The following is a 26,706-nucleotide window of genomic DNA, read 5'->3' as shown; positions in this document are numbered from 1 at the left end:
TAGACTCATGGCATAATTTTTGCTTTGTCCTGTAGACTGCCCTTATCCAAAAAATCTAGGCAGCATAACAGGGGGACCATCAGGCGTGACGGCCAATTTTGTTTCACTTTCAAAAAGATAGAAGGACGCATGGAATCTATCCGCATGGCGATTGACCATGCTGCGCAGGATTCTGGTGTCGACTTTTCCTATCTCATGGCTCAGGCACGCTGCGAAAGTGGCCTTAATCCTCATGCAAAGGCACAGGGCTCAACCGCTGCTGGCCTTTTCCAATTTCTCAACCAAAGCTGGCTCGGCGTGCTGAAACAGCATGGCGACGCTTACGGCTATGGCTGGGCATCGGATGCAATCAGTAAAGAAGGTGGCCGCTGGGTCGTTCACGATCAGGAATTAAAAGCCCGTATCTTCTCTCTTCGAGAAGAACCGGCAGCAGCAGCAGCGATGGCGGGGGCTTTCGCTGCTGATAATGCTGAAAAACTGGCGCATTGTCTGGGTCGTCCGGCTAGTCGGGGCGAGCTTTATTTCGCGCATTTTCTGGGTGCCCATGGCGCTGGCCGTTTCCTGACTAAAAGGGCGGCAGATGGTGGCGCTTGTGCCGCGATCCATTTCCCAAAAGAAGCCAAAGCCAATCCGGCGATATTCTATCATCATGACGGTAAAGGCCGCAGCTTTGATGAAGTTTATCATATGCTGGCTTCGCGCCTTGATCGGAATGCGACTGATGCGGATAGCGAATGGCTCAAAAAGGGCAATTTACACTACGCGTCCTATTATAATGTGATCCCAAATCACTTTGAATCCGCGCAAAAAAACACGCGCCTTATCTCCATGGCGATGCAGGGTGTTGACGGAATGACAGCGGCTGCGATGCTCAGCCATCGTCCCAATACACATGGGGCAGGCAATATGGATGGCCGTAAGCATGCCAATGATGCAAGGCTTGCTTATGCCCTCATCTCTTCTTCACTCAGCAATATCTAAGCCGAATTTGATAAAAAATTAAAAATGTGATGGCTGGCCATAGATTTTAGATGCGTAATTTTACGTATCTTCTTTATACCTCATAAGCTTATTATATGCTTATGGACGTGGCATGGTGAATAATGGCACAAATACCCTCCAGCGGGCATTAGGAAAATTCGCATTAGAGGTTCAGGCCTCGACCAAAGCCAGCCGTCTCGCCTCTCTTCGGCAAGAAGGCTGCTGCCGTTTACTTTTTCCCTATCCCAAAGATCACATCTTAGAAGCCGTTACGGTTAATATATCTGGCGGAATTGCAGCAGGTGACCAAATAGAAGGTTTTCTGCAATGCCATCCTAATGCTCATCTTTTGGTGACATCTCAAGCTGCTGAACGCATTTATAAAGCCCGCTCCACTGACAAGGCGGCCACCGTCAACACTGAATGCAAAATTGCTGAAAACGCTATTCTAGAATGGCTGCCACATAGCAGCATTTTCTTTGACGGCAGCAAAATTCAAAGAAAATTTGCCGTCGACATGGCGGATTCTTCCGAATTTCTATTTCTCGAAAGCCGGATATTCGGACGGCAGGCTTTCAATGAATCCGCTTCCCATATCAGCTTTTATGACCGCCTTTCTATAAGACGGGGTAACAAGCTTATCATGGAAGACATTATCCAGCTGGATACGATCAACCGCCGATTACTTTCCTTAAAAGCGGTCAGCCAAGGCCGACCCGTCTTATCGACCCTTGTCTGGGTTTCTCCTTTGGCTGAAGAAAAGCTGGCAGAGTTACGGCCATTATTACCTAACGATCACAACTCTGAATTTGCGGCCTCTGCATGGAACCACATGCTGGTTATTCGTTCTCTGTCTTCCAATGGGCGAGAAAATGAAAAACAATGGCGACGCCTATTACATTTTATTCGCCATAACCGTTCGGAACCATCAACATGGCGTTTCTAATGGATTGGAAGGCCGTGTTTAAAAATCCCTCTGCGAAAAACAAAAAGGCATCAGGATTATGAAATTAACGCCCAGGGAAAAAGACAAGCTATTGGTTGCTATGGCGGCTTTTGTCGCGCGCAACCGCTTGGAACGCGGGGTTAAATTAAATTATCCCGAAGCGATCGCTTTGATTACCGAACATGTGGTCGAAGGCGCTAGAGATGGTCGCCGTGTTGCCGATCTGATGGAAAGCGGTGGCAAGGTTCTGACCCGTTCACAAGTAATGGCTGGCGTAGCCGAAATGATTCACGATGTGCAGGTCGAGGCAACATTCCCCGATGGCACGAAATTGGTGACGGTGCATGACCCAATACGATGACCCCCTCGAACAAGATGCCATCCCCGGCGAAATATTACCCGCCGAAGGGAATATCGAGATCAACCAAGGGCAACCGCGCCGTTGCCTGTTGGTAACCAATAAAGGTGATCGTCCGATACAGGTGGGCAGCCACTATCATTTTGCAGAGGTCAATCCAGCCTTGGATTTTGACAGGGCGCAGGCCTTAGGTTGGCGATTAGATATTCCGTCCGGCGGCGCTTTACGTTTTGAACCGGGGCAAGAACGCGAAGTTCGGCTTGTTCCCTTTAGGGGGTTACGAAAAGTAATTGGTTTCCGTGGAGATGTTATGGGGAATCTTGATTGATGACACGCCTTTCCCGTTTTGAATATGCAGGCATCTTTGGCGCGACGACAGGCGACAGAATCCGGCTGGCCGATACCGCTTTGCTGATAGAAATCGAACAAGACCGCACCGTCTATGGTGAAGAGGTTAAATTCGGCGGCGGCAAAACCATTCGTGACGGAATGGGACAATCTTCCTATTCCAATCAAGAAGGTGCCGTCGATACGGTTATCACCAATGCTGTCATTATCGATCATTGGGGCATTATCAAAGCCGATGTCGGCCTTAAAAATGGCCGTATTTATAAAATTGGCAAGGCTGGTAATCCCGATATTCAACCCAAAGTTGATATTATCATTGGCGCAGGAACAGAGATCATCGCTGGTGAAGGGCGTATCCTGACTGCAGGCGGAATCGATAGCCATATCCATTTTATCTGCCCGCAACAGGTGGAAGAAGCACTCTCTGCTGGATTTACGACTCTTCTGGGCGGCGGCACAGGGCCTGCGACCGGAACGGCGGCAACAACTTGCACACCGGGGCCTTGGCATCTTGGACGGATGCTACAAGCCGCCGAAGGGCTACCTGTTAATCTCGCTTTTGCAGGGAAAGGTAACGCTTCTTCTCCCGCTGCTTTGGAAGAAATGGTTAGGGCAGGGGCTTGCTGCCTCAAACTACATGAAGATTGGGGATCAACACCTGCCGCGATTGATTGCTGTTTGTCGGTCGCTGATCGCATGGATGTTCAGGTAATGATCCATAGCGACACCTTGAATGAAGGTGGCTTTGTCGATGATACCATTGCCGCTTTCCAAGGCCGAACAATCCACGCCTTCCATACCGAAGGGGCTGGGGGCGGTCATGCACCTGATATCATTCGGGTTGCCGGTTTACCTAATGTTTTGCCTTCTTCAACCAATCCAACCCGTCCTTATACCGTCAATACATTAGACGAGCATTTGGACATGTTGATGGTCTGCCATCATCTTGATCCCCATGTGCCAGAAGATATCGCTTTTGCAGAAAGCCGTATTCGCAAAGAAACGATCGCCGCCGAAGATATTTTTCAGGATATGGGCGCACTTTCGATGATGTCCTCGGATAGTCAGGCCATGGGACGCGTGGGTGAAGTCGCTATCCGGACATGGCAAACCGCCCATAAAATGAAATGCCAACGCGGTTCGCTTGCTGGAGATAGTGCCGCCGATAATAACCGCGTCAAACGCTATATTGCGAAATACACCATCAATCCGGCGATATCGCATGGCCTATCCCAAGAAATCGGCTCGATTGAAGACGGTAAGCTGGCCGATCTTGTCTTATGGGATCCTGCCTTTTTCGGCATTAAACCGGATCTAGTTATCAAAGGCGGCTCGATTGTCTATGCAATGATGGGGGACCCCAACGCATCTATACCTACACCGCAACCGGTGCATGGCCGTATGATGTTTGGGGGCTATGGACGGGCATTGACTGAAAGCTGCCTGACCTTTGTCTCTCAATCTGCACTTGAAGCTGATATCGGGGTGGAATTGGGCCTACAACGCCCACTTTCGGCGGTATCGAATACTCGTAATATCGGAAAACATAGCATGATTCACAATGATGCTATGCCGATTATCGAAGTCGATCCCGAAACCTATGAAGTTCGGGCAGACGGCGTTTTGTTAACATGTGAACCAGCGGGAATTCTCCCTATGGCTCAAAGGTATTTTTTGTTCTGAATGATGCGCATTATCGAAATCCTGCCAGCGGGTAGCTGGGACGAAAATCAAGCCGCCGATGTCTATCACGCAGATTATGAAGGCCGGCACAGAAGGCGAAAACGGCTTGAGTTGCAATCAGGGGCGCATGCCCTGCTTGACTTGGAAAAACCGCGCCTCCTTATGACAGGTGACGGGTTAAAATTAGAGGATGATCGGATCGTGCGGGTTGAATCGCAAAAAGAAAAATTGCTGCGGGTAACGGCAACCTCACCTCTTCATCTTTTAAAGCTGGCATGGCATTTGGGTAATCGTCATTTACCCGCCGCTATCCATGATGATTATATCCTGATCCGTAACGATCATGTGATTGCCAATATGGTTACAAAGCTCAGCGGTTATGTTGCCGAAGTTGACGAAGCCTTCTCGCCTGAAACGGGTGCTTATAGTGGCGATGATGACCACGGACATAGTCACAGTCATCACGATCATAGCGATCATAGCGATCATAGCCATGCTGATGGCGGCCATCACCACAGCCATCATCATTAAAGCCATTTGATCGGGTATGCCTTCTTCTTCGGAATCGCTTCATCTTCTTCGGATGTTTTCTTGGATATCTCCCGCTTTCCCAACGGGCAGCTATGCATATAGCCATGGCTTGGAATGGTCGGTTGATAATGGCGATATTACCGATGTGGCTTCTTTGGTCATATGGGTGAAGGCATTGCTTTATTATGGCAGCTTGCGGTCGGATATGATCTTTCTTCGGCAAGCTTGGGCGGCATCCTCTTCCCAAGAAATAAGACAGGTTGCCGAATTCGCCTGTGCCAGCGCCGCTTCTCGCGAACGCTATGAAGAAACCGTGAATCAAGGGGAAGCTTTTTTGAAAGCAACCGATATCTGGGCGTTATTCAAAAAAGACCCCGATATGGCTGATATCCGTTGGCCATTACCTGTCGCCCAAGGTATCCTTTTTCGCCGTAACCATATGGAACAGGATCTCTCGACGATTTCCGGTGCCTATGTTGCGGTATCGGGCATCATTTCGGCGGCCTTACGGCTTATTCCGTTAGGGCAAAGCGACAGCTTAAAGGCCATGAAACAACTGGAACATCATATTATTAGATCGGCAGCAAAAACGCGCGGTAAAAAGCTGGAAGACACGGGCAGCGGCTGTTTTCGTTCCGATCTCGCTTCTATGCAGCATGAAATTCAACAGACAAGGCTATTCCGAACATGACATTACATAAACATGGGCCTTTACGGGTAGGTATTGGCGGGCCCGTTGGAACGGGAAAAACGGCATTAATGGACGCTTTATGTCGGCGTTTTCGCGATCAATTCGATATCGCGGCTATTACCAATGATATCTATACACTGGAAGATGCTCAAATCCTGACCCGCGCTGGTTCTCTACCGCCAGAACGAATTCTCGGCATTGAAACGGGGGGATGCCCTCATACGGCCATTCGTGAAGATGCCAGCATCAATCTGCTTGGTATACAGACTTTAAATGATCGTTTTCCCAATCTTGACCTTATCCTACTTGAAAGCGGCGGCGATAATCTTGCAGCGACTTTCAGCCCCGAATTGGCGGATCTGACGATCTACGTTATTGATGTCTCGGCAGGCGATAAAATCCCGCGCAAGGGGGGACCCGGTATTACTCGCAGCGATTTGCTGGTTATCAATAAAATTGATCTCGCATCCCATGTCGGTGCCGATCTTAATGTCATGGAACGCGATAGCCGGATTATGCGCGGTAAAAAGCCCTTTGTCTTTTCCAATATTCGGAAAGGCGACGGGGTTGAAACGATATCGCGCTTTATTGTGGAACAAGGCGGGTTATAATTTAATTCTTTTTCGCGTTTTTACGCAATATTGCGAATAGCGGTCTTTCGCTTTTTCTGTCCAAATTACCTCCGATTTCAACAAGGCTGGATCGGGGTAATATCATGCTTCTGTGGTGCAGACAGAATATCAGGCAGATTATCGCAGGGGGGACCTTGTTTTTCAATGCGTCGGCGCTTTATGCCGGCGCAACAGAAGCCACAACCTTATCCAAAATTCGTTATCTTGCGACTGAAAAATCTTCGGGTCATTCTGACTCCACTTTATCTTTAACCGATAAAAACATCTCGGAACCAACACCCCCTGATGCCAGCGCCGCTGAACTTATTCCGCATGATCAACATTTATTGGGTGATTGGGGCGGGGCGTTAACAACCCTCAAATCACATGGCGTTGATCTTACCGTTAACTATCTGGGGGAATCTGTTGGGAATGTCTCCGGCGGTATTAAACCAGGGGTTGATTACGCCGATCAACGGGCATTAGGAATAGATGTTGATTGGCAAAAGCTCGCTGGTATCAAAGGCTTTTCAACCCATCTGTTACTGGTCAATCGTGTCGGTAACGGGGTCGGGCCCGATTATGTCGGTGACAATCTTTATAACGAAAGTGAAATCTGGGGCGGGGCAGGGCATTCGCTCCATCTTGCCTATATTTATGGGCAAGAAAACCTCCTGAATGATAAATTGATTATTGCTGCCGGACGTTTATCCCCAGGTCTGTTTTTCAACAGCTCACCAATCTATTGCTCCTTCTTCTCTTTTGGTATCTGTCCCACTCCGCAAGCCATCCGCGGCGGTAGTCAGGGTGCATTCTCCATGGCTCCGGGGAATACCTTCGGGGGCTATACCCGCTACAGTCCGGGTTATGATCTCTATGTTCAAACGGGTGTCTTTGGCGCTGACAGCCATCTCGGTGGCAGCTCTGGTTTTTCATGGACAACCAAAGACGTGACTGGCGTCACCGTTCCCTTTGAATTCGGTTGGACACCGGGGCAAAATCCGGGTGAAAATCCCATGCATTTCAAGGCTGGTTTTTATTACACCACCGGATCAGCCAAAGATGTTTATTACAATACCGCCCGCCAACCGATGGCCTTATATGGAGGCGATCCTCTAAAACGGCGTGGTTATATGGCGGAATGGGTCGGGATGGATGCAATGCTTATCCGGCATGGCAAAGGCGCTAACCAAGGCTTAACCTTATTTGCCAATTATTCCCATACGGATGGCAATATCTCCGTCTTTCAGGATCTCGCCTTCATTGGCCTCGAAGACCACGGTCTCATCAAAAGCCGCCCATTAGATAGCTTCGGCGTGCAATTTGTCTATTCACATCAAAGTGCCGCCACCAGAAGAAGCGAGCGCCTCGAACAGGCCTATGGTATCGGCGATGCCTATCCCCAGACCTATACATCCATCATCGAAGCTCAATATTCGGCACATATCTATAACGGCGTTGATTTAACGCCTGATATTCAATACGTGATCCGTCCGAATGCTCAATCTCGCTATCGGAATGCTGTTGTCTTGGGTATCCGAACCCAGATACAACTATAAAATTTATAGTTCCTGTAACAGCCGCGAAACCGTAGAGGCCGCTGCTGCACGGGAACTCAATCCGGTTTTATTGTAAATTTGCTCGATATGCTTATCGACCGTCCTCGGACTGATATCCAAAATATCGGCAATATCACGACTGGATTTACCACGGGATATCCACAGGATTACTTCTGCTTCCCGACTACTAAGAGACAGCTTCTCCTGAATAATTTTTTCAGGATGGCTGTTATGGGTAGAAATGCTGAAAATCATTTCATCCGCAGCGGGACGACCCACAAAAGTAATCCGATATTCCTCTTTGGGCGTTTGATAGCTGAAAAGCTTTGTTCCGTTTTCTGCCGTTTTCACCGCAGAAGATAAATCCTGAATAGTCCCCTTTGGCAACTTATCCAAAGCTTCACTGGCTTGAGGCGTCGCCCATAACAAAACGCCTTCTTGCGTCGTCCCAAACAGGAAACGCCCAAATTTATCCAAAGTGGAATGCGCCGCATTAATACGAGAAGCCGCCTCTAACCTGACTGCGACCCGTGCCAATACCTCTTCAAATTTAAAAGGTTTTGTAATGTAATCGGCTGCCCCCGCTTCAAAAGCTTTCAAAACATATTCAGTCTCGGTCATCCCTGTCATAAAAATGACAGGGGTCGTATGAAAATGGAGATCCTGCTTAATCTGGGCGCAAACTTCCCAGCCGGTCATCTCCGGCATAATCGCATCCACCAACACAATATCGGGGGCTGTATTTTTCATGACCTCCAACGCCATTGTACCGGATTGCGCCAAAAGGACGATATAACCGGCCTGCGATAATTTTTCGTCCATTACGCCCAAAACTTTGGGATCATCATCCACCACCAGAACCGAATAGCGACTATGGGCATATGAAAAGGTCATTCTGTTTCCTTTTGTAACGCATGACGCAGCGCTTCCAGTTGGTATGATGCCGCCATCGCTATCAGCGAAGTGGTCACGTCATACAAAGCAGGTATAGATGCCTGTAGGGTTGTCAAAGCTTCCCGCAATTTTTTCAAATCCCCTCTATTCAAAAGCCCCAACAGCATAGCTCGCTCTTCTTCTGAAAAGGAACGTGACGCTATCTTTTCTTCGACTTTTTCATCAGAAAGATTTTCTGCCATCTGCCGTTTGGGAAACATCCATGACAAATGTAGCTGCTGACCGATTTCATTGATCAAGGTCGTTAAATTGACGGGCTTTCCGATAACCGGACATCCTTCTAATGAAGGCACATGCCGATCGGTGCTTTCAACCAGATTACCGGTTAGAAATATAATCGGAATAGCAGAAAACTGGCTTTTCCTTATTCTTAAGGCTACTTCCTGACCATCCATCCCCGGCATGGAAAGATCCAGCAAAATCAGATTTGGTGTCCAGTCTTTGATCTTCTCAAGACAGGCTTCCCCGCTATTTACATCCTCGATAATAAAACCGCGTGGTTCTAAAAATTCACGCATAATATGTCGGTGGGCATCATTGTCATCCACCACCAAAATTCGACAGCGTTCACCTTGGTAATTTGTTGGAATACGCTTGGGTAACGGTAAACTATCCTGTGGAATATCAGACAGCATCAAACGCACCCGAAACTCTGTGCCGCTGCCAACTTCACTTTTAAAAGTCAGCTCGCCCCCCAACACTTCAGTCAGCAATTTTGTAATCGTCAGACCCAAACCGGTGCCTTGAATGCCGGTGGCGGACGAACCTCGCCCAAAGGGTTCAAAAATGCGCTCTTTATCTTCTGGGCGTATCCCAGCTCCGGTATCGGTAATCAGAAATTCGCCGATTTGGCTGCGCCAATGCACTTGAAAAGTAACCGAACCTTGCTTCGTATATTTGATCGCATTGGAGAGCAGATTAATCAAAATTTGCCGCAATCGATATTCATCACCATGGACAAGAGACGGCAAATCCCCGTGATGATAGAAAAAATCCAAACCTTTTTCTTGCGCCTGTAGGCGCATCATCTGAACAACTGCTTCCAGAAACGACGACAGTTCAATCTTGTCCCGATAAATTTTGATCCGTCCGGCTTCAATACGTGAGATATCCAATAAACCGGAAAGAATAGCCGTCACATGTTCACCGCTTTCCCGCATGATATGCAAAGCTTGCTGCCGATCCTCTGGGACACGGCCATCTTGCTGCAAAATTTGGGTATACCCCATGATCGCATTTAACGGGGATCGTATCTCATGGCTAATCCCGCTGATATAGCGGGTTTTCGCTAAACTTGCTGCCTCGGCTTTTTCTCTTGCCTGTTTTAATGCTTCATCTGTTCGGCGATGGGCGCGGATTTCATTCATCAATAAACGGGTCTGGTATAAGGTTTCCCGATTGGCTTTTCGCTGACCATCTTGTCCCAATACGATCAGCCAAGCCACAACAGATGCCACCAAAAACACAATGATGAAGGCGTTATGCCATTTCTCACCGGCATAAAAAGCTAACCCGCCCAAAACACAAGAGACGGTCAACATAATAGAAATAAACCGCCCGAAAGGGGACAAAATTCCTCTTTTGATAGGCGCTGAAAAATAACGAAGCGGATATAATAATTGGTAGGCAAAATGATAAACCGCTGGTTTGCAGCGATCATGACAACGGCTATCCAATGAACAGCAAAGGGAACAGATCGCGCCCCCATAGGCTGGACAAGGTGCCATGTCGGCGACTTCAAATTGATGCCCACAGATAACGCAGGTTTTTTTCAGGCTACCTTCTTGCCAATTTTTAGGCAGGTTACGGGCAATGTAACTCCGCCCTTTTGTCACATATCCCAAAATAGGAGCGGTAAAACATGCTACAAGCAAAGCCACAAAAGGCGCAAAGGCCGCAGAAAGACTGCCCAAAACACTGCTTAAGGATAGGATGCCCAATAAACACCCTAAAGCCGTCGCACCCAATCCGACTAAATTCAAATCAGGTAAAACCGCCCGTTTAAAATCGACTTCGGGACTAAAACCCATCGGTTTACATAAAACGATATCGCCTAATATCGCCCCAATCCACGCGGCGGCAAATACCGCATAAAGGATAATGCCGGTCTGAATCGTATCGACTAATCCAGCTTCCATCAGCAATAGGGCAATCGCGATATTGAAAAAGACGTAAAACACCCGTCCGGGATGACTATGGGTTAAGCGGGAAAAAAAATTCGACCATGCCAGCGATCCGGCATAAGCATTGGTCGCATTAATTTTGATTTGGGCAATCGTGATAAGGCCTAAAGTCAGGCCGGTTGCGAGGGCAGGCGAGGCGAATGTGCCATAGGCAAAGCGGTACATCCAGCAAGGCTGAATCGCCATCGCTAGCGAAAACCCTCTATTGATAATAACCGAGGTCAAAAAAGAACCTGCCAGTAACTTAAAACAGTCGCACAGAATCCATCCGGGGCCTCCCATCAACAAGGCCGTCCACCATTTCCAATAGTTTTCAGTCGTCCTTGGGGGCAAAAAACGTAAAAAATCGACCTGTTCGGCACTCTGGCAAATTAAAACAAACATGATTGATGCGGCATAACCAATCGCCACAATGTCTGCTTTCCCCGATAACGGAGCATTACCGGTAAAATGCGTCCATTCCTTTACCCATTCAGGATGACTTATGAGAATAACCGCCAAGGGTAAAAAATTCAGTATAAACCAAATCGGCTGCGTGCTTATCTGAAAACGGGAAATAAAGGTAATACCCCGTGCCACCAAAGGAATAACCACAATCGCAGACAGCAAATAGGCAATGGGTAATGGTATAAAAAGAAAGGCGTTAATCGTATTCGCCAGAATAGCCGCCTCAATACCAAAAAAGATAAAGGTAAAACTGGCATAAAGAAGCGAGGTAATGGTTGATCCGATATAACCAAATCCGGTGCCTCTGGTTAAAAGATCAATATCAAGACCGCTTTTAGCCGCCATAAAACAAAGCGGAATGCTAATACAAAAAATAATGGCCGTAATCAGCAAAATAGCAAGAACGGTATTCTGAAAACCAAAGGCCAGAGTCAGACTACCGCCAATCGCTTCCAACGCCATAAATGACACCGATCCCAGTGCGGTAAAGGCAACTTTTAACGGATTTTTCTGGCGCGCGGATAAGGCAGTAAAACGCAGCGCATAATCTTCAAAACTCTGATCGGCGACCCAACGGTTATATGCTCGTCTTACGCGGGCAATACGCAGATAGTTTTTGTTAAAGGATGATCTCACCCTGCGTCCTTTATAATCCGTGATTATGGGCTTTCTTGATATATTCTACGGGATCAAGACGCGCCTGTCATACGCAGGATTGCGTATAGGAAGTTCCTTTGTTTTAGCCAAAATAGAGAAACAGTAAAAGGATCAATGCCTATGCCTGTTTCTATGCCTTCTCTTACCCGCCGTGACTTTGCACGGATTGCTCTTTTTTCATCAATGGCAGCAATGGGCGGCATAATAGGCAGCGGTAAAGCTTTTGCCGAGCCGAAAGGGGAACCGATCAAAATCGGTATTCTTCATTCCTTATCCGGCACAATGGCCATCAGCGAAACGACTTTAAAAAATCTGATGCTGATGCTGATAGATCAGCAAAATAAAAAAGGTGGTCTTCTCGGTCGACCTTTACAGCCGGTCGTTGTTGATCCCGCATCCAACTGGCCAATGTTTGCTGAAAAAGCACGGCAATTACTGTCCATGGACAAAGTTTCTGCCGTTTTCGGTTGCTGGACAAGTGTTTCCCGAAAATCGGTCTTGCCTGTTTTTGAAGAATTAAACGGTATTCTCTTTTACCCTGTCCAATATGAAGGACAGGAATGCAGCCGGAATATTTTCTATACCGGTGCTGCTCCCAACCAACAGGCAATACCTGCGGTTGATTATCTCTTAAGCGAGGAAGGCGGCTCTGCAAGGCGTTTTGTCCTGATGGGGACAGATTATGTCTATCCGCGCACGACCAACCGGATATTGCAGAATTATCTTCAATCGAAAGGCATCCCAGCCGAAGATATCATGATCAATTATACGCCTTTCGGTCAATCCGATTGGCAGACGATTGTCTCTCGTATCAAAAAATTCGGCTATGCGGGCAAGAAAACCGCCGTTGTTTCGACCATTAACGGCGATGCCAATGTTTCTTTTTATAAAGAACTGTCCAATCACGGCATTTCTTCGATTGATATTCCGGTCATGGCTTTCAGTGTCGGTGAAGAAGAATTGGCAGGCATGGATACCCACGCTTTGGTAGGTCAGCTTGCCGCATGGAATTATTTCGAAAGCATCGATACCCCTAAAAACAAAGCTTTCATCCAAGACTGGCATCGCTTCAGTCACAATCCTAAACGCACCACCAATGACCCGATGGAAGCCCATTATATCGGTTTCAATATGTGGGTACAGGCTGTTAACAAAGTTGGCACAACTGACCATGACAAGGTCATTGATGCCATGATCGGCATTCGCCAAGCCAATCTGACGGGCGGTGTCGCCACCATGCTGCCAAACCACCATATCACCAAACCGGTCTATATCGGTGAAATCCAGAAAGATGGTCAATTCAACACGGTCTGGCAGACCCCCGAACCAATTGCAGGGCAGGCGTGGTCGCCTTGGGTTCCTGAAAGCAAGGGGCTGATCGGTGACTGGAGCGCAGCCGTCCATTGCGGCAATTACAATACCCTGACCCACACATGTATTGGCCACAAATCATGAATCAATCAGCAAAATCATTGTTTCTGGCTATGTTCCTTGTCTTTTCGCTGGCCTATGGGGCAACCGGCTATGCAAAAATACAAAAGGCCATAGCCGAAAACGCGATAACCACTTCATCACCGGATTCTTCGGGTGATCCCTTATCGGGCTTGGCATCGGGGCAATTTAACCAGATCGCAGAAACCGTCTCGGCGCTGGCTCTTTCTGATCCTGATCGGGCAAAAAGCATTGTCTCAGCTTTGCAGACAAACGCCCTTTATCAAGATAGCCGCCACGGGCTTTATCTCGAAAAAGAAAATGGCTATGCCGATATCCGCAGCGGACAAAAAATCAGCCTTACGGATGACGGATTAAAGCCTGTCCGTATCAATAACAAAGTCCGACTAGCTTTGGTGACATCAACAGCGCTTTTCGGCCTTTCTTCGCCCAATGCTGCGACGCGGCTTCAATCTGCTGACACCTTATACAGCCATGCGATACCGGCCTTTACACCGAAAATCAGCGCGGCTTTAGCACAGGAAAAAGACCAGAAAGTAAAGCTAGCGTTCGAAAAAGCTCAAGCAGCGGCCTTTCTCTCCGAAACGCCTTTGGCAACGGGTGATAACGCGCGCTTGAAAGCGATTGCGATCTTGAAAAAATCGGGCGGCCTTGATGCCCATAATATTCTCTGTCGTATCGCGGCTTCATCCCTTGAAAGTCAATCGGTCAAACAATCCGCTAAAAAAGCAGTCTCCAGTATCGAATTTCGCCTTGGCTTTTGGGACTTGCTGCAAAATGCCTTTTACGGTCTCAGCTATGGTTCGGTGCTGCTGCTGGCGGCAACGGGTCTTGCGATTACCTTTGGCATTATGGGCGTCATTAATATGGCGCATGGCGAACTGATTATGATTGGCGCTTATGTGACCTATCTGGTGCAACAAAGCATCCATACGGTCTTTCCTGCGCTTGATCCTTTCGCCTTGGTTGTGGCCGTGCCGGTGGCCTTTTTGGCCTGCGGTGCCTTGGGTGTCCTGATCGAACGTGGCCTTATTCGCTTCCTTTACGGTCGGCCTTTGGAAACCTTATTGGCGACTTGGGGGCTATCTCTCATCTTGCAACAAGCGATCCGTTCGCTCTTCGGGGCAACGAATATCGAAATCACAACGCCTTACTGGTTGGCGGGGTCGTTTATGCTGGGTGGGATTGAAATTACGCTTAACCGTCTGGTTATTTTCCTTTTCGCCTTTGCCGTTCTTGGGGCATTGATGATGACTTTGCGGCGTACTTCTATCGGTCTTGAAATGCGGGCAGTCACCCAAAATAGACGGATGTCCGCCTTGATGGGTGTCAGAACCCCGCGCGTTGACGCACTCGCCTTCGGGTTGGGTTCCGGCATCGCTGGTTTAGCGGGGGTCGCCGCAACCCAGATTGACAATATCAGCCCCAATCTTGGCCAAAACTATATCATCGACAGCTTTATGGCGGTGGTCTTCGGTGGGGTTGGCAATCTGTGGGGTACCTTTGCTGGTGCCATGACCTTGGGGATGGGGGACAAAGTTCTGGAACCTTCCATCGGTGCCGTCTCTGCCAAAATTGCCATTCTGGTTTTGGTTATTGTCTATATCCAACGCCATCCTCGCGGCATGTTCCCGTTACGGGGAAGAGGAGTTGAATCATGAGTTCACGTCTTTCCACTCCGGCCAAACGCCCGTTTTCCAGTGCTGTCGTCATGGCCGTGGCCGTCTTTCTGCTCTCGGTCACACTAGCCGGTGCCAGCCTGCTACCGGAAAACAGCCTGTTTCATGTTTCTCCTTTTGTGATGACATTGGCGGGTAAATATCTTGCCTATGCGATGTTGGCACTTTCGGTTGATCTCGTCTGGGGCTTTGCTGGTATTCTGACCTTGGGACATGCGGCCTTCTTCGCTTTGGGTGGCTATGCCATGGGCATGTATCTGATGCGCGAAATCGGCACACGCAGCGCTTATGGTAATCCCAATCTTCCTGATTTTATGATTTTCCTCTCTTGGGATCATCTGCCTTTCTATTGGTGGGGCAGCCAACATCTCGTATGGGTTGCTCTGCTCGTTTTGGCTGTGCCTGCTATTCTTGCCGGTATCTTCGGCTGGCTGGCTTTCCGTTCTCGGGTATCCGGTGTTTATCTTTCGATTATCACACAAGCGCTTACCTACGCCTTGATGCTGGCTTTTTTCCAAAATGGCCTTGGCTTTGGCGGTAATAACGGCCTGACCGACTTTAAAGATATTCTCGGGGCGGATTTACACGCTTCTTCAACCCGTGCCGTGCTTTTGATCGTCACAGGTATCTTTCTCGCAGCAGCGCTCCTGATCTCTCGTTGGATTGTCAGTGGCCGCTTTGGTAATCTGCTGCTGGCTGTCAGGGATGCAGAAAGCCGCACTCGCTTTTTGGGATACAGACCGGAACAAATTAAACTGGTTATCTGGGTTTTCTCGGCCATGATTGCCGGTATCGGCGGCGCGCTTTACGTCACACAGGTCGGCATTATTAACCCCAGCGAATTTTCACCGTCCAATTCCATTGAATCTGTTATCTGGGTGTCGGTTGGTGGACGTGGCACCTTGGTCGGCTCTGTCATTGGGGCAATTCTGGTCAATTTCGGAAAAACCGTCTTTACGACATGGTTACCCGATTTCTGGCTTTATAGTCTGGGTGCAATGTTCATCCTAACGACGCTGTTTCTCCCCAATGGCATCATGGGATTAGGGCATCATCTGCGTAAGAAATCGGAAGAAGTGACCCCCGAAATTATCGAGCCAGAGGAATCCGAACATGACCGATAAATGGCTTTTGGCAATGCAGGATGTTAGTGTCACTTTTGATGGTTTTCGTGCCATCAACAACCTTTCGCTTCATCTTAAAACGGGTGAAATGCGGGCGATTGTTGGGCCCAATGGCGCGGGTAAAACCACAATGATGGACATCATCACCGGAAAAACCCGCCCCGATAAAGGCACCGTCACTTTTCGGGGACATGACCTTACGCGGATGGATGATCCTGCGATTGCCCGTTTGGGCATTGGTCGAAAATTTCAAAAGCCAACCGTTTTTGAAGCTTTGTCGGTATGGGATAATCTGTTGCTTTCTTTGAAAGGACTGCGTTCGCCTTTCTCTGTCCTATTCTCTCATATCACAAAAGAAGAAGAAAAACGGGTTGCTGATCTTCTCCAATTAATCCGGCTAGAATCTCTCTCCGATAAACCCGCGGGCGGGATGAGCCATGGTCAAAAACAATGGCTCGAAATCGGAATGTTACTGGGACAGGATCCTGAATTGCTACTGGTGGATGAACCTGTCGCTGGCATGACCGATGCCGAAACCATGGCAACCGCGGATTTATTACGAGAAATCAACAAAACCCGCAGTGTTGTCGTTGTCGAACATGACATGGATTTCGTGCGTGCCTTGGGGGTAACCGTCACCGTCTTACATGAGGGCTCCGTTCTGGCTGAAGGTGATCTCGACACCGTCAGTGCCGATCCTCGTGTAATCGAAGTTTATCTGGGGCGTTAAACCGCGCTTCAAACCTGTTTTCCAGACTATGCCTGATTTTCCGATGCAAAGGATATGATATGCTAAAAGTAGAAGATGTCCGTCTTCATTACGGTGCGGCCGTCGCCTTGCGCGGGGTTTCTTGTCAGGCATCTATTGGGGAAGCTACCTGTATATTGGGGCGAAACGGGGTCGGAAAAACCAGCCTGCTTCGCGCTATCACGGGGATGCATGCGGTCACTTCCGGTCGGATACTCTGGGAAGGGGAGGATATCACCCGCTTACCCGCCTATGAAAGAGCCAGAAGAGGCATCGCCACGGTGCCACAGGGCAGGGATATCTTCCCGCTTCTGACTGTCAAAGAAAATCTGGAAACCGGCCTTGGTCTTTTACCTCGCCATGAACGGAAAATTTCGGACGAGATTTTCGACCTTTTTCCTGTCCTTGCTCAAATGATGCACCGCCGTGGAGGCGATCTTTCCGGCGGACAACAACAACAACTCGCTATTGCCCGCGCTTTGGTTATTCGCCCGCGTCTTTTGGTCTTGGATGAACCGACAGAAGGTATCCAGCCCAGCATTATTAAAGATATCGGTTCCGTCATCGCCTTATTGCGTAATCGCGGAGACATGGCCATTCTGTTGGTAGAACAATATTTTGATTTTGCTTATGCTCTGGCGCAATCCATCGTGGTAATGGATCGCGGGCATATCGCTATGGCAGGGGGGATCAATGAATTTGAAGAAGACAAGATCCGTTCCTATATTTCGATCTAAATCATCCCCCAATCAAAAAGCCCGACTACTATTACCCGCCCTCGCTATCGGAAACATCCTGATCTGGGGGCTAGCTTATTTTGTCTTTTGCCATAAACCTGCTTTATTAGGCATGGCAGCGCTCGCCTATAGCTTGGGCTTGCGTCATGCGCTCGATGCCGACCATTTAGCGGCGATTGACAACGCCACAAGGGCGGCTTTCTCCCAGAATAAAAGCCTACCCAGCCTTGGGCTATTTTTCTCTCTTGGTCATTCAACTGTGGTGATTATCGCCTGCTGCCTGATTGTTATCGCGAATAAAACCGTCTGGCATTTGTTCCAGCATTACAGCCCTATTCTATCTCTGATTGGCAGCTTTGTTTCTATCTCTTTCCTACTTTTTATGGCGATAGTGAATGGCCTTAATTGGCTGAAACAAAAAAAAGGTATCCCAACCCACCACCATCATAGCAGCCCGCCTCTAACGAGGTTAGTGACGCCTCTTATCCTTTTGGTGCGGCAAAGCTGGCATATGTATCCCGTTGGCTTCCTGTTCGGTCTGGGTTTCGATACCGCAACCGAAGTCGGCATTCTCAGCCTATCCGCCGCCGAAGCGGTCAGAGGAATCGCCGCATGGCAAATTTTGATCCTGCCGCTGCTTTTCACCATCGCTATGGCTTTTGTGGATACCGCAGATGGTATTTTGGTCTTGGGTCTTTATAAGCAGAGATTAACCGATAACTGCCAAAAAAGAGATTATAGCCGGATTATTTCGCTACTTTCCGTATCGATGGCCTTTGTGATCGCCTTTATCCAAATCCATGAAATGGCGCATGAATATTTCCCCCAAATAATTGCCATGCCCGAAATCTTCGAAAATTTTTACAGCCATTTGAATATCGGCTTGTGCTTTACGGCAATCATGATTTTCGTCTGGGCATATTTTATCTTACGTGGCCGTCCTTTCTCGACCCAATAATCTCCAGCGCATTTCTCGCCTGACGATTGTGATGAGATAATTAACAGCCCGCATCTCTAATATTGGTTCCACTACATCCGTGACTGTTCTTTTATGCTATAACCGGATGCAATCCATGCCGTCTTTATTCAGGCTCCAGATCGATTCAATGCCGCTATCAAGGATTTTATGTCGATAATTCGGTAAAAAATCCGATAATATTCTACTCGATTTCTGATGAAGGGGGGGGCTTTATCAAAAGCATCCGCCTTTTTTGTCTTAAAATATGACCATGATCAGGAAAATATTCCGGTTGATCATCAAAAGATAAACTTTAATACGGCCAAATATTTACAAAATATCCTTGTGTGTAAAATTTATTATAAAATTACACATTTAATGCATAATATTTTAGAGAGGGTTATGTCGCATAAACTAAACCGGACAGAGCCAAATAATACCCATGATATGTCCGATAATGGTGCCTCTCCCCTTACAAAAGAACAATGGCGCGCCGCTACACGTTTCGATAGCACTGATATAGGGTGGATCGTCATGAGCATCGGTATGGCTATTGGAGCAGGGATTGTTTTTCTTCCTGTTCAGGTCGGCTTGATGGGAATCTGGGTATTCCTGCTTTCTGCTGTTATCGGCTATCCCGGTATGTATATGTTCCAGCGGCTTTTTATTAATACGCTGGCTTCTGCAACTGTCAGCCAAACCTATCCTGATATGATTTCCAGCTATTTGGGACGTCGCTGGGGGCTTATCCTTGGCGTTCTTTATTTTGTGATGCTGACGATCTGGATGTTTATCTATGCCACGGCAATTACGCGAGATAGTGCCTCTTATTTACAAAGCTTCGGGGTCACACATAAACCGCTATCCCAAACTTTATGGTATCCGCTGGCTTTGATGGTCATTCTTGTTGCATTGGCTTCTCGCGGCGAAAAAATGCTATTCAAATTATCAGGCGTGATGGTGCTGACCAAATTGCTGATCGTCGCGGCTTTGGGATTATTTATGATCCCGCAATGGAATTTTGCCAATCTTGGCTCTGTTCCGTCTTTTAGTAGCCTGATCAAAAAAACGATTATCACTTTACCCTTTACGCTTACGTCTATTTTATTCCTTCAGACATTAAGCCCGATGGTTATTTCTTATCGTGCGCGTGAAAAATCGCCTGAAATTGCCCGTCATAAAGCCTTGCGAGCAATGAATATCGCTTTTGCGATCCTGTTTATAACCGTCTTCTTTTACGCGATATCCTTTACCCTCGCGATGAGCCATGAAAATGCCGTTTCAGCCTATCAGCAGAATATCTCTGCCTTGGCCATTATGGCGCAGATTTTTCCTGCCAGCTCCGTTGGTATCATCGGCGTCATCTTAAATATCTTCGCTGTTATGACGGCCTTTTTTGGGGTTTATCTCGGTTTTCGGGAAGCCTGTGTGGGCATTTTTACGACCATCTGGTCACGCTGGATTTCTTCTGAAAAACTGCAAGGTAATTGGTTGCCATATGGCGTCATGGCATTCGCTGTTCTTCTGGCTTGGGGCGCTGTCATCGTTAATCTACCAGTATTGTCTTTTACGACTTTCTGTAGCCCTATTTTCGGGGTTATCGGTTGTCTCATTCCGGTATGGCTTGTGATGAAACGACCGGCATTGACGAAATATCGTGGGGCAGGGCTGGTCTTTATTGCTATAATCGGTGTTCTTTTATGCCTGTCGCCCTTTGTTACATGGCTATAAAAACAACAATACTGTCATCAATATCAATCAGACAATCTAAGTAACGACTTTGCAACAATATGGGGGAGGGCGCGTCGCGCGACCTCTCCTTTTTTGATAAGAGCAGGTTATTTTAAAACATATGATTGCTATTCAATATAATATATTGATTTTAGTGCCTTTATTTTCATATAAAGTTATATAGTTGTTCCTTGATTACTGCCTATTTTAACTATATTTTACAGAAAATTACATATTATGAGAATTTTTATATGATTTCTCGGCGTAATTTTTTTATTAGAATATCTGTGATTACCGTCTTTGCTGTGATCCCTTTCTTTGGTCACGGCAACATGAAAGCTACGCTCCCCAAACCCACCAACAAATATATTCAGGACCTCCAAAAACAGGCCAATTTGGGCGATATAAAAGCCCGAAAAATTATTAGCGCGATATCCGAAGGCCGCCAAGATGGTCTGGACGGGGAGTAAATCTAACAACGGTATTTGTGCGAATCTTGATCGTGCTTTTCACCGGCCAAGGCTAGCGGATGAAAAGCATATATTAAAAGAAGCATGATGACCTAAATCTAGATAATTTGGCAAAGTTTATTGCTTGCTCTGCTTCCAGCCGGTTTCCCGTAGAAAAAAGCTTAAGAAAATAGCAAGTGCGACACCCGCAATCAGTGGCATGAAACCATGATGGAAATCTGCCAATGTTGGATTTTGGCTATGCGCTCCAATCAAGCCAGAAATAATTGGTGATATCAAACTGCTGGTTAGAAAGACTAGAAAATTCATAATACCGGCTGCAGTGCCTTTAACTTCTGGTGGATTTACCTCTTTCATCACCGAAAAGGGTAACATCGCAGCCCCTGATGCAACCCCCATCAAAAGAGGCGGAAGATAGGCCGGTGCTATACCAGAGGGTAAATAGAGTAGGGCAAAATAGCTTAAAAACAACAACCCACTGCCCCCGATTAAAACTGGACGACGCAAGCCGGTTTTATCGGAAATATAGCCGATAAGCGGGCAACCAATGACCCATCCCAAAGGTACCATCGATACTAAAGTCGCAGCATTTGCTGTGCTGATATGCAGCCCTTTTGAAAAGAATGATGCGCCCCATGCCAAAATACCGATCGTTGTCGGGGCAAAAAGCAAGCCCCCAATAACACCGGATAACCAGCTTTGAGGATTGGCAAAAATAAGCTTAAAAGGCTGAAAAAGGCTTGTCAGATCAAGCTTTTCACGTTGTTGTTCTTCCTCTTTTTGCCTTGTGGCATCACCACAAAGGTCGATATTGTCAGTATTGCGCCAATAATGGCAAAGCCAATCCAGATTTTTTGCCATTGGAAATGAAAAGAGCCTGCTGGATCAAGAAATATCGATACCAGCTTAGAACCAAAAGCTGCTCCGGCCATTCCAAGACATTCCGTAAAGCCCACAAAAATGGCTAACATTCTTTGAGGCAGATATCGAGCAGCGATATAAGAGGCTCCCAAAAACGCAAAAATAGAGCCCACTGCCTGCAAGGTAAAACCGGTCACAGCCAGCCATTCATAACCGCGTGCAAAAAACAGACTGCCTAAGGTTACAAGTGCAATACCGGCCGGAATTGTTTTATGCGCACCGTAACGATCAAGAAGAAAACCAGCAATAAGTGCCATTCCGGCATAGGCAACATAATAAATAGGCACCATGATGCCTAAAGGATTATGCCCCCATGTTTCGGTCAAAATACCCTGCATAATGCCGGGCGTGGCACGGATCGCATATTGATAAAAATAGAAAATCGCACAGAGTAACCATGCAAGGAGATAAACTGGGTTAAGCGCCTGTTCGCCTTTTTCTGTATTCGTTGGATCTGTGTTGCTTGACACTAGTGAATGCCTTCTTGCCTTTTTGAAATGTTAAGTTGCAATAGAAAAAAAGTAAAAAATATATTGATAGCCCAAGTCAATTTTCAGCATTTCGCGAACAGAAAAAAGTTAAAATACTAAAATAAAAAGGTTCTATTGATATATTAATGCACATATTTAAGGATATTTTAAAGATAAAAAGCCAAGACGACTGGAATAAAATCAGTCTTTCAATGCCTGATTATTCTATACGCATCCGGCTAAAAATCATCTGTCTGGTGCCAAATTGAACACCAGACAATATCAAAATCTCTAGTTTAGAACGAGCTTAACGGCAAAAAAGAAAAAGAAGATCCCAGTAATCATATCTAAGATGCGGATCGTTTTGGGATTTGAAAAAAAGCGCCCCAAAGAAAGCGCCATACCTGCCAATGCCGAATACCACAAAAAGGTTGTCACGAGCTGGGAGATAACCAGAATAAAAGAATACGTGATCGCATTATGATCGGACGGAATAAAATTAGGAAAAGCGGTCATATCAAAAACGCCGACTAATGGGTTTAACAGCGTCGTCAATGAACCGCGCTTAAAGCCTTCACGGAAAGAATCTGGCGTTTTTAGATCTGTCTTTGTCTCGGCCTCTGATGCTTCAGCTGCTTCTTTTACTGAAAGACCTCTAATAGACTGCGAAATTAGCCTGATACTTAAATAGACCAGATAAAGCGCACCTGCCCATTCGATGACGGTAAAAGCTGTTTTCGAAGCAGATATAATGGCACTGACACCAAAAATGGTGCCTATTCCCCATACACTTAACCCCGTGATGATCCCGAAGACAGCCCCCATGCCGCACCAAAAGCCAATATCGGAACCAGAAAAGATAATGTGGTGGATATCATTGCCCCCCCTTATGTAGATCATAGATCATTCTATTTTAAAGGCATCACGAGATAGAACATTCTGGCCTCTGATGAACAGAAACATCTTTTGAATGGCTTTTTACTTTTTCTATGGCTGTGATGATGTAACCGACCTCGCGGTGGCGCTAAAATGCGTAGGCGCGATACAAACACGGAGCATACGCTCCGCAAAAATCAGCTTTGCCTATGCCTTTGTCTTCACAAAAAAACGGCATTCATTTCTAAAAATCCAGAATGCCGATTCCACGCATTTTAGCAAAAATAAGTCCTATTTCTTAGACTTCTTCGGCTCTTTTACTTTCTGAAATGAAGCCGACCATCCGCTCCGTTTAAGCGTATCAATCAAGGTCGAACGGGGTATTTTGAAGCTGCGACAAACAGACGCTTTGCTGGCACCGCTTTCCAATGCAATTTTGATCTGTTCCAACTGTTCCTTGTCTATCGTTGGCGGCCTACCACCACGTCGGCCCCGTTTTCTCGCCGCTTCCAATCCAGCCATAATGCGTTCGCGGGTGAGGGCGCGTTCATATTGAGCCAAGGCTCCAAATAGCGAGAAAAGTAGTTCGCCATGGGGCGTATTGGTATTCATCTGCTCGGTTAACGAATGAAAGGCGATATCGCGCGCTTTCAGGTCGGTAATAATTGAAAGCAAATGCGGAAGCGATCTTCCCAATCGGTCAAGTTTCCAAACAATCAACTCATCGCCGGGTTTCAGATATTCAAGGCATTCTTTCAGCCCTGGGCGATCATCCCGTGCGCCAGAGGCTTTATCAAAAAACAAATGGCGCTCATCAACGCCTGCGGCAATCAAAGCATCTCGCTGCAAATCAACAGATTGGCGATCATCAGCTGATGACACACGCATATAGCCAATGAGCATAGACAAAAATCCTATAGAATTTGGTGTTATGACTATGTTTAATCAATCCGACACGGTTTACCATCCAAATAATGCCAAGCTTGATGATGCGATAAAAAAGCCTCGTAAAAGCCTTTGAAATCACACACACTCACAAGGCCAATAGAAGGCACATCTTCTTATTGCGCTTTTTGGTAAAAAGTGATTGAGGGGAGCGCATTGATAGACGGCAAAAAGGGTGCCGTTTTCATAAGGAGACATGCGCTTTGCCTATTGCATTATTGGCCTTGGCCATTGGCGCTTTTGGTTTGGGAACGACCGAAACCATTGTCATGGGTATTTTGCCCGAACTGTCTCATGATTTGCATGTCTCTATTGCAAAAGCAGGGCTGCTTGTCTCTGGATATGCCATTGGTGTTACGATCGCATCGCCCCTTATGGCGATTATGACGAATCGATATTCCCGGCGGCAAACTTTGCTTTTCATGATGGCGATATTTGTGCTCGGCAATATCTGCAGCGCCTTGGCGCCAGATTACCAACTCTTAATGGCCAGCCGTGTTTTGACATCATTATCTCACGGCACTTTCTACGGAGCCGCATCGATTGTTGCCTGTCAAATCGTGCCACCGCAAAAAAGAGCAGAAGCCTTATCTATCGTTTATATCGGGCTGACCTTGGCCATGGTGCTTGGCGTGCCTCTTGGAACCTTGGTTGCTCAATTCACCTCTTGGCGAGTTTCTTTCTGGCTGATTAGCGCTGTCGGTAGTTTGGCATGGATAAGCATATGGTGCCTTATCCCCCAAGATGTGCAGACGGCAAATGCGCCACGCCTTTATGATCAATTTCGCTCTTTGACCCATCCGATGGTAATTATCATGATGCTGGTTTCGATGTGCACGGCGGCAGGTATGTTCGGAATTTTCACTTATATCACGCCTTTTCTTGAAATCAGAACAGCTCTCTCTGCTCATGCAACAGATCTGGTTCTTTTATTAATTGGTGCCGGATTATGCCTTGGAAATCTTCTGGGTGGTCGGCTTGCTGATTGGAAGATGCTACCATCTTGTGGTGGCCTGCTAGGCATCGCTATCATTATTCAGCTGTTATTAGTGCCTGCCAGCCTTCATGTATGGAGCGCCGCGCTACTCTTTTTCTTATGGGGGATCTTTATCTATGCCCCTATGGCGCCTTTGCAATCTTATGTGGTGACTTGTGCCGAAGCTGCCCCGAATATTGCCGCTGCTGTCAATCAAAGTGCTTTCAACCTAGGTAATGCAATAGGCTCTTGGGCGGGCAGCTTGATAATCGGTGCTTCAGCCGCCTATAGCTATTTACCGCTTTTATCTTCATATTTTGTTGCGATCGGCGTCATTCTAGTGTGTCTGGCTGGATATTTGCAGTCGCGCGAAAATAAGAAAAAGCTAAATAACCCATAGCCATCTGGGGATTGTCCCATCTTAGATTGCCTTAAGAAAACCCCCATTTTTTTGTATTAATGCGCGAAATTCAGTATAAATATTTCAACCAAGATACATAATAGAATAAAACTTCCTGAAATCGGCTATCCTTTTGCATAGCCAAAACCATGATGAAAGCTGGGGATGAGAAAAAAAATATTAAAGGCGGCGGCCTTGGGGATGTCTTTGGCCATGACAGCTATAGGGCTAATCTCTCCGGTAAAGGCTGCCACTGCTATCAAAAAAATCGAACCCAAAGTCATCGTGGTTGCAGGCTGGGAAAATGGTGCTGATACAGGTGATAAGCCAGGTGAATATCAATTCTGGGTTGAACGGATGCATCTAGATCAGAAGGTTCCGGTTGCAGGCATCTCAACACAAATTCTCCGCAGAAACAGTGATGGTGTTTACGGTCTAGTTGTAAAAGACGGCGTGACTGACCTGGCGGCTTTGGCCTTGGATAAACGCTTTGATCTCCGCCATACCTATTGGATTTTTACTGGTATTTCCGGCGTTAACCCTAATATCGCTTCAGTCGGTAGCGTTGCATGGTCAAGATGGGTCGTTGATGGCGATGCGCTTCGTGAAATTGATGATCGTGATACCCCGAAAGATTGGCCATATGGTCTTTATGCCATTGGCGCAGACAAACCTAACAGCCTTCCGGTTGACCCCAATCATTATGGTTCGGTAACTGATGTTGCTCAATTAACCAAAGCCTATCCTCTTAATCGCGGATTAGAACATTGGGCTTATATGCTTAGCCGTGATGTTGCCTTAAAGGATGATCCGGTTATTGCGCGTCAACGGCAACAACAATGGACAGGCTATCCTTTGGCTCAAAAATCACCCATGCTTCTCGAAGGCGAAACGCTCGGCGCCCATCGTTACTGGCATGGTGATCGGCGCAACCAATGGGCTGAAAACTGGGTTAAACTATGGACAAAAGGGCAGGGGCGCTTCGTTATGACCAACGAAGAAAGCCAGATTAATCAGCGCGAAATGCGTGTCCTCGCCGAACTAGGCTATATTGATCTCAACCGTATTCTGGTGCTCCGTTCGGGCAGCAATTTTAGCATGCCACCCAAAGGAGTCCCTATTACACAGTCTATTGGTGACGAAGAACCCGGTCAGGTCATCGCCTTTGATAACAACGAGAGAGCCGGAGAACCTGTCGTCAACGCGCTTGTCAGAAAATGGAAGGAATATCGAGAACATATCCCTTCACTTTCTGAATAAAATGGATATC

Annotated in this window: 25 protein-coding genes; 19 read left to right on the top strand and 6 right to left on the bottom strand. The window is 47.1% G+C overall.

What is annotated here, in order from left to right; translation table 11 throughout:
• Positions 1–129: 129 nt before the first annotated feature.
• From FBY58_RS06970 to FBY58_RS06930, 9 genes are all read left to right on the top strand, one after another.
• A complete protein-coding gene (locus FBY58_RS06970) occupies positions 130–981 on the top strand; it encodes a transglycosylase SLT domain-containing protein (protein ID WP_141920204.1) in 852 nt (283 codons plus the stop codon).
• A gap of 112 nt (positions 982–1,093) precedes the next feature.
• Entirely contained in the window at positions 1,094–1,927 is an 834-nt protein-coding gene (locus FBY58_RS06965) for an urease accessory protein UreD (RefSeq protein ID WP_141920202.1), read from the top strand.
• A 58-nt stretch (positions 1,928–1,985) separates the two neighbouring features.
• Positions 1,986–2,288 (top strand): urease subunit gamma, encoded by a 303-nt coding sequence (locus tag FBY58_RS06960; RefSeq protein ID WP_141920200.1) that lies wholly within the window; start codon positions 1,986–1,988, stop codon positions 2,286–2,288.
• Complete coding sequence (locus FBY58_RS06955; protein WP_141920198.1) at positions 2,272–2,613, top strand: urease subunit beta; 342 nt, start codon at positions 2,272–2,274, stop codon at positions 2,611–2,613. Before FBY58_RS06960 ends, FBY58_RS06955 begins: the two co-directional genes overlap by 17 nt.
• Positions 2,613–4,316: an urease subunit alpha gene (ureC, locus tag FBY58_RS06950; protein ID WP_141920197.1), complete on the top strand. Its 1,704-nt coding sequence runs from the start codon at positions 2,613–2,615 to the stop codon at positions 4,314–4,316. Before FBY58_RS06955 ends, ureC begins: the two co-directional genes overlap by 1 nt.
• Positions 4,317–4,847 carry an urease accessory protein UreE gene (locus FBY58_RS06945; RefSeq protein ID WP_185738181.1) on the top strand — a complete coding sequence of 177 codons (531 nt, stop codon included), beginning with the start codon at positions 4,317–4,319 and terminating at the stop codon, positions 4,845–4,847.
• Positions 4,848–4,863: 16 nt separating this feature from the next.
• Positions 4,864–5,538: an urease accessory protein UreF gene (locus tag FBY58_RS06940; protein WP_141920195.1), complete on the top strand. Its 675-nt coding sequence runs from the start codon at positions 4,864–4,866 to the stop codon at positions 5,536–5,538.
• Entirely contained in the window at positions 5,535–6,149 is a 615-nt protein-coding gene (gene ureG / locus FBY58_RS06935) for an urease accessory protein UreG (protein WP_141920193.1), read from the top strand. The genes FBY58_RS06940 and ureG overlap by 4 nt, the downstream gene beginning before the upstream one ends.
• Positions 6,150–6,253: 104 nt before the next feature.
• A complete protein-coding gene (locus tag FBY58_RS06930) occupies positions 6,254–7,708 on the top strand; it encodes a carbohydrate porin (RefSeq protein ID WP_141920191.1) in 1,455 nt (484 codons plus the stop codon).
• A 3-nt stretch (positions 7,709–7,711) separates the two neighbouring features.
• Here FBY58_RS06930 and FBY58_RS06925 read toward each other — a convergent pair whose 3' ends face one another.
• Positions 7,712–8,602 carry a response regulator gene (locus tag FBY58_RS06925; protein WP_141920189.1) on the bottom strand — a complete coding sequence of 297 codons (891 nt, stop codon included), beginning with the start codon at positions 8,600–8,602 and terminating at the stop codon, positions 7,712–7,714.
• On the bottom strand, positions 8,599–11,928 hold the full coding sequence (locus FBY58_RS06920) for an ATP-binding protein (RefSeq protein WP_141920187.1): 3,330 nt from the start codon (positions 11,926–11,928) through the stop codon (positions 8,599–8,601). The genes FBY58_RS06925 and FBY58_RS06920 overlap by 4 nt, the downstream gene beginning before the upstream one ends.
• A 141-nt stretch (positions 11,929–12,069) precedes the next feature.
• Here FBY58_RS06920 and urtA point away from each other — a divergent pair, with 141 nt between their 5' ends.
• The 8 genes from urtA (at position 12,070) to FBY58_RS09545 (ending at position 20,848) form a co-directional block, all read left to right on the top strand.
• Positions 12,070–13,404, top strand: a complete 1,335-nt coding sequence (urtA, locus tag FBY58_RS06915; protein WP_141920185.1) for an urea ABC transporter substrate-binding protein — start codon at positions 12,070–12,072, stop codon at positions 13,402–13,404.
• Complete coding sequence (gene urtB / locus FBY58_RS06910; RefSeq protein WP_221624820.1) at positions 13,401–15,062, top strand: urea ABC transporter permease subunit UrtB; 1,662 nt, start codon at positions 13,401–13,403, stop codon at positions 15,060–15,062. Before urtA ends, urtB begins: the two co-directional genes overlap by 4 nt.
• On the top strand, positions 15,059–16,204 hold the full coding sequence (gene urtC, locus FBY58_RS06905; RefSeq protein WP_141920183.1) for an urea ABC transporter permease subunit UrtC: 1,146 nt from the start codon (positions 15,059–15,061) through the stop codon (positions 16,202–16,204). Before urtB ends, urtC begins: the two co-directional genes overlap by 4 nt.
• On the top strand, positions 16,194–16,934 hold the full coding sequence (gene urtD / locus FBY58_RS06900) for an urea ABC transporter ATP-binding protein UrtD (RefSeq protein ID WP_141920181.1): 741 nt from the start codon (positions 16,194–16,196) through the stop codon (positions 16,932–16,934). Before urtC ends, urtD begins: the two co-directional genes overlap by 11 nt.
• Before the next feature lie 59 nt (positions 16,935–16,993).
• Positions 16,994–17,689, top strand: a complete 696-nt coding sequence (urtE, locus tag FBY58_RS06895; RefSeq protein WP_141920179.1) for an urea ABC transporter ATP-binding subunit UrtE — start codon at positions 16,994–16,996, stop codon at positions 17,687–17,689.
• A gap of 112 nt (positions 17,690–17,801) precedes the next feature.
• Positions 17,802–18,647, top strand: coding sequence for a HoxN/HupN/NixA family nickel/cobalt transporter (locus FBY58_RS06890; RefSeq protein WP_185738180.1), 846 nt, complete (start codon positions 17,802–17,804; stop codon positions 18,645–18,647).
• Positions 18,648–19,049: 402 nt separating this feature from the next.
• Positions 19,050–20,378, top strand: a complete 1,329-nt coding sequence (locus tag FBY58_RS06885; RefSeq protein ID WP_141920175.1) for an amino acid permease — start codon at positions 19,050–19,052, stop codon at positions 20,376–20,378.
• 332 nt (positions 20,379–20,710) lie between these two features.
• Positions 20,711–20,848 (top strand): hypothetical protein, encoded by a 138-nt coding sequence (locus FBY58_RS09545; protein ID WP_260432139.1) that lies wholly within the window; start codon positions 20,711–20,713, stop codon positions 20,846–20,848.
• A 117-nt stretch (positions 20,849–20,965) separates the two neighbouring features.
• On the opposite strand, the gene FBY58_RS06875 is transcribed toward FBY58_RS09545, so the two are convergent.
• From FBY58_RS06875 to FBY58_RS06865, 4 genes are all read right to left on the bottom strand, one after another.
• Complete coding sequence (locus FBY58_RS06875; RefSeq protein ID WP_409373539.1) at positions 20,966–21,709, bottom strand: MFS transporter; 744 nt, start codon at positions 21,707–21,709, stop codon at positions 20,966–20,968.
• On the bottom strand, positions 21,592–22,239 hold the full coding sequence (locus FBY58_RS09635; protein WP_409373538.1) for an MFS transporter: 648 nt from the start codon (positions 22,237–22,239) through the stop codon (positions 21,592–21,594). The genes FBY58_RS06875 and FBY58_RS09635 overlap by 118 nt, the downstream gene beginning before the upstream one ends.
• Positions 22,240–22,530: 291 nt before the next feature.
• The gene (locus FBY58_RS06870) at positions 22,531–23,139 is read right to left on the bottom strand and encodes a LysE family translocator (RefSeq protein ID WP_141920171.1); all 609 of its coding nucleotides are present in this window, start codon (positions 23,137–23,139) and stop codon (positions 22,531–22,533) included.
• A 267-nt stretch (positions 23,140–23,406) separates the two neighbouring features.
• A complete protein-coding gene (locus FBY58_RS06865; RefSeq protein ID WP_141920170.1) occupies positions 23,407–24,018 on the bottom strand; it encodes a recombinase family protein in 612 nt (203 codons plus the stop codon).
• 245 nt (positions 24,019–24,263) lie between these two features.
• Here FBY58_RS06865 and FBY58_RS06860 point away from each other — a divergent pair, with 245 nt between their 5' ends.
• Together FBY58_RS06860 and FBY58_RS06855 are read left to right on the top strand one after the other, a co-directional pair.
• Entirely contained in the window at positions 24,264–25,436 is a 1,173-nt protein-coding gene (locus FBY58_RS06860) for an MFS transporter (RefSeq protein WP_141920168.1), read from the top strand.
• Between the two features lie 165 nt (positions 25,437–25,601).
• The gene (locus FBY58_RS06855; RefSeq protein WP_260432136.1) at positions 25,602–26,696 is read left to right on the top strand and encodes a purine nucleoside permease; all 1,095 of its coding nucleotides are present in this window, start codon (positions 25,602–25,604) and stop codon (positions 26,694–26,696) included.
• Positions 26,697–26,706: the final 10 nt, after the last annotated feature.

Origin of the sequence: Zymomonas mobilis (genome assembly GCF_006715975.1) — a bacterium.
Taxonomy (GTDB): domain Bacteria; phylum Pseudomonadota; class Alphaproteobacteria; order Sphingomonadales; family Sphingomonadaceae; genus Zymomonas; species Zymomonas mobilis_B.
This window is presented reverse-complemented; position numbering and strand designations above follow the sequence as displayed.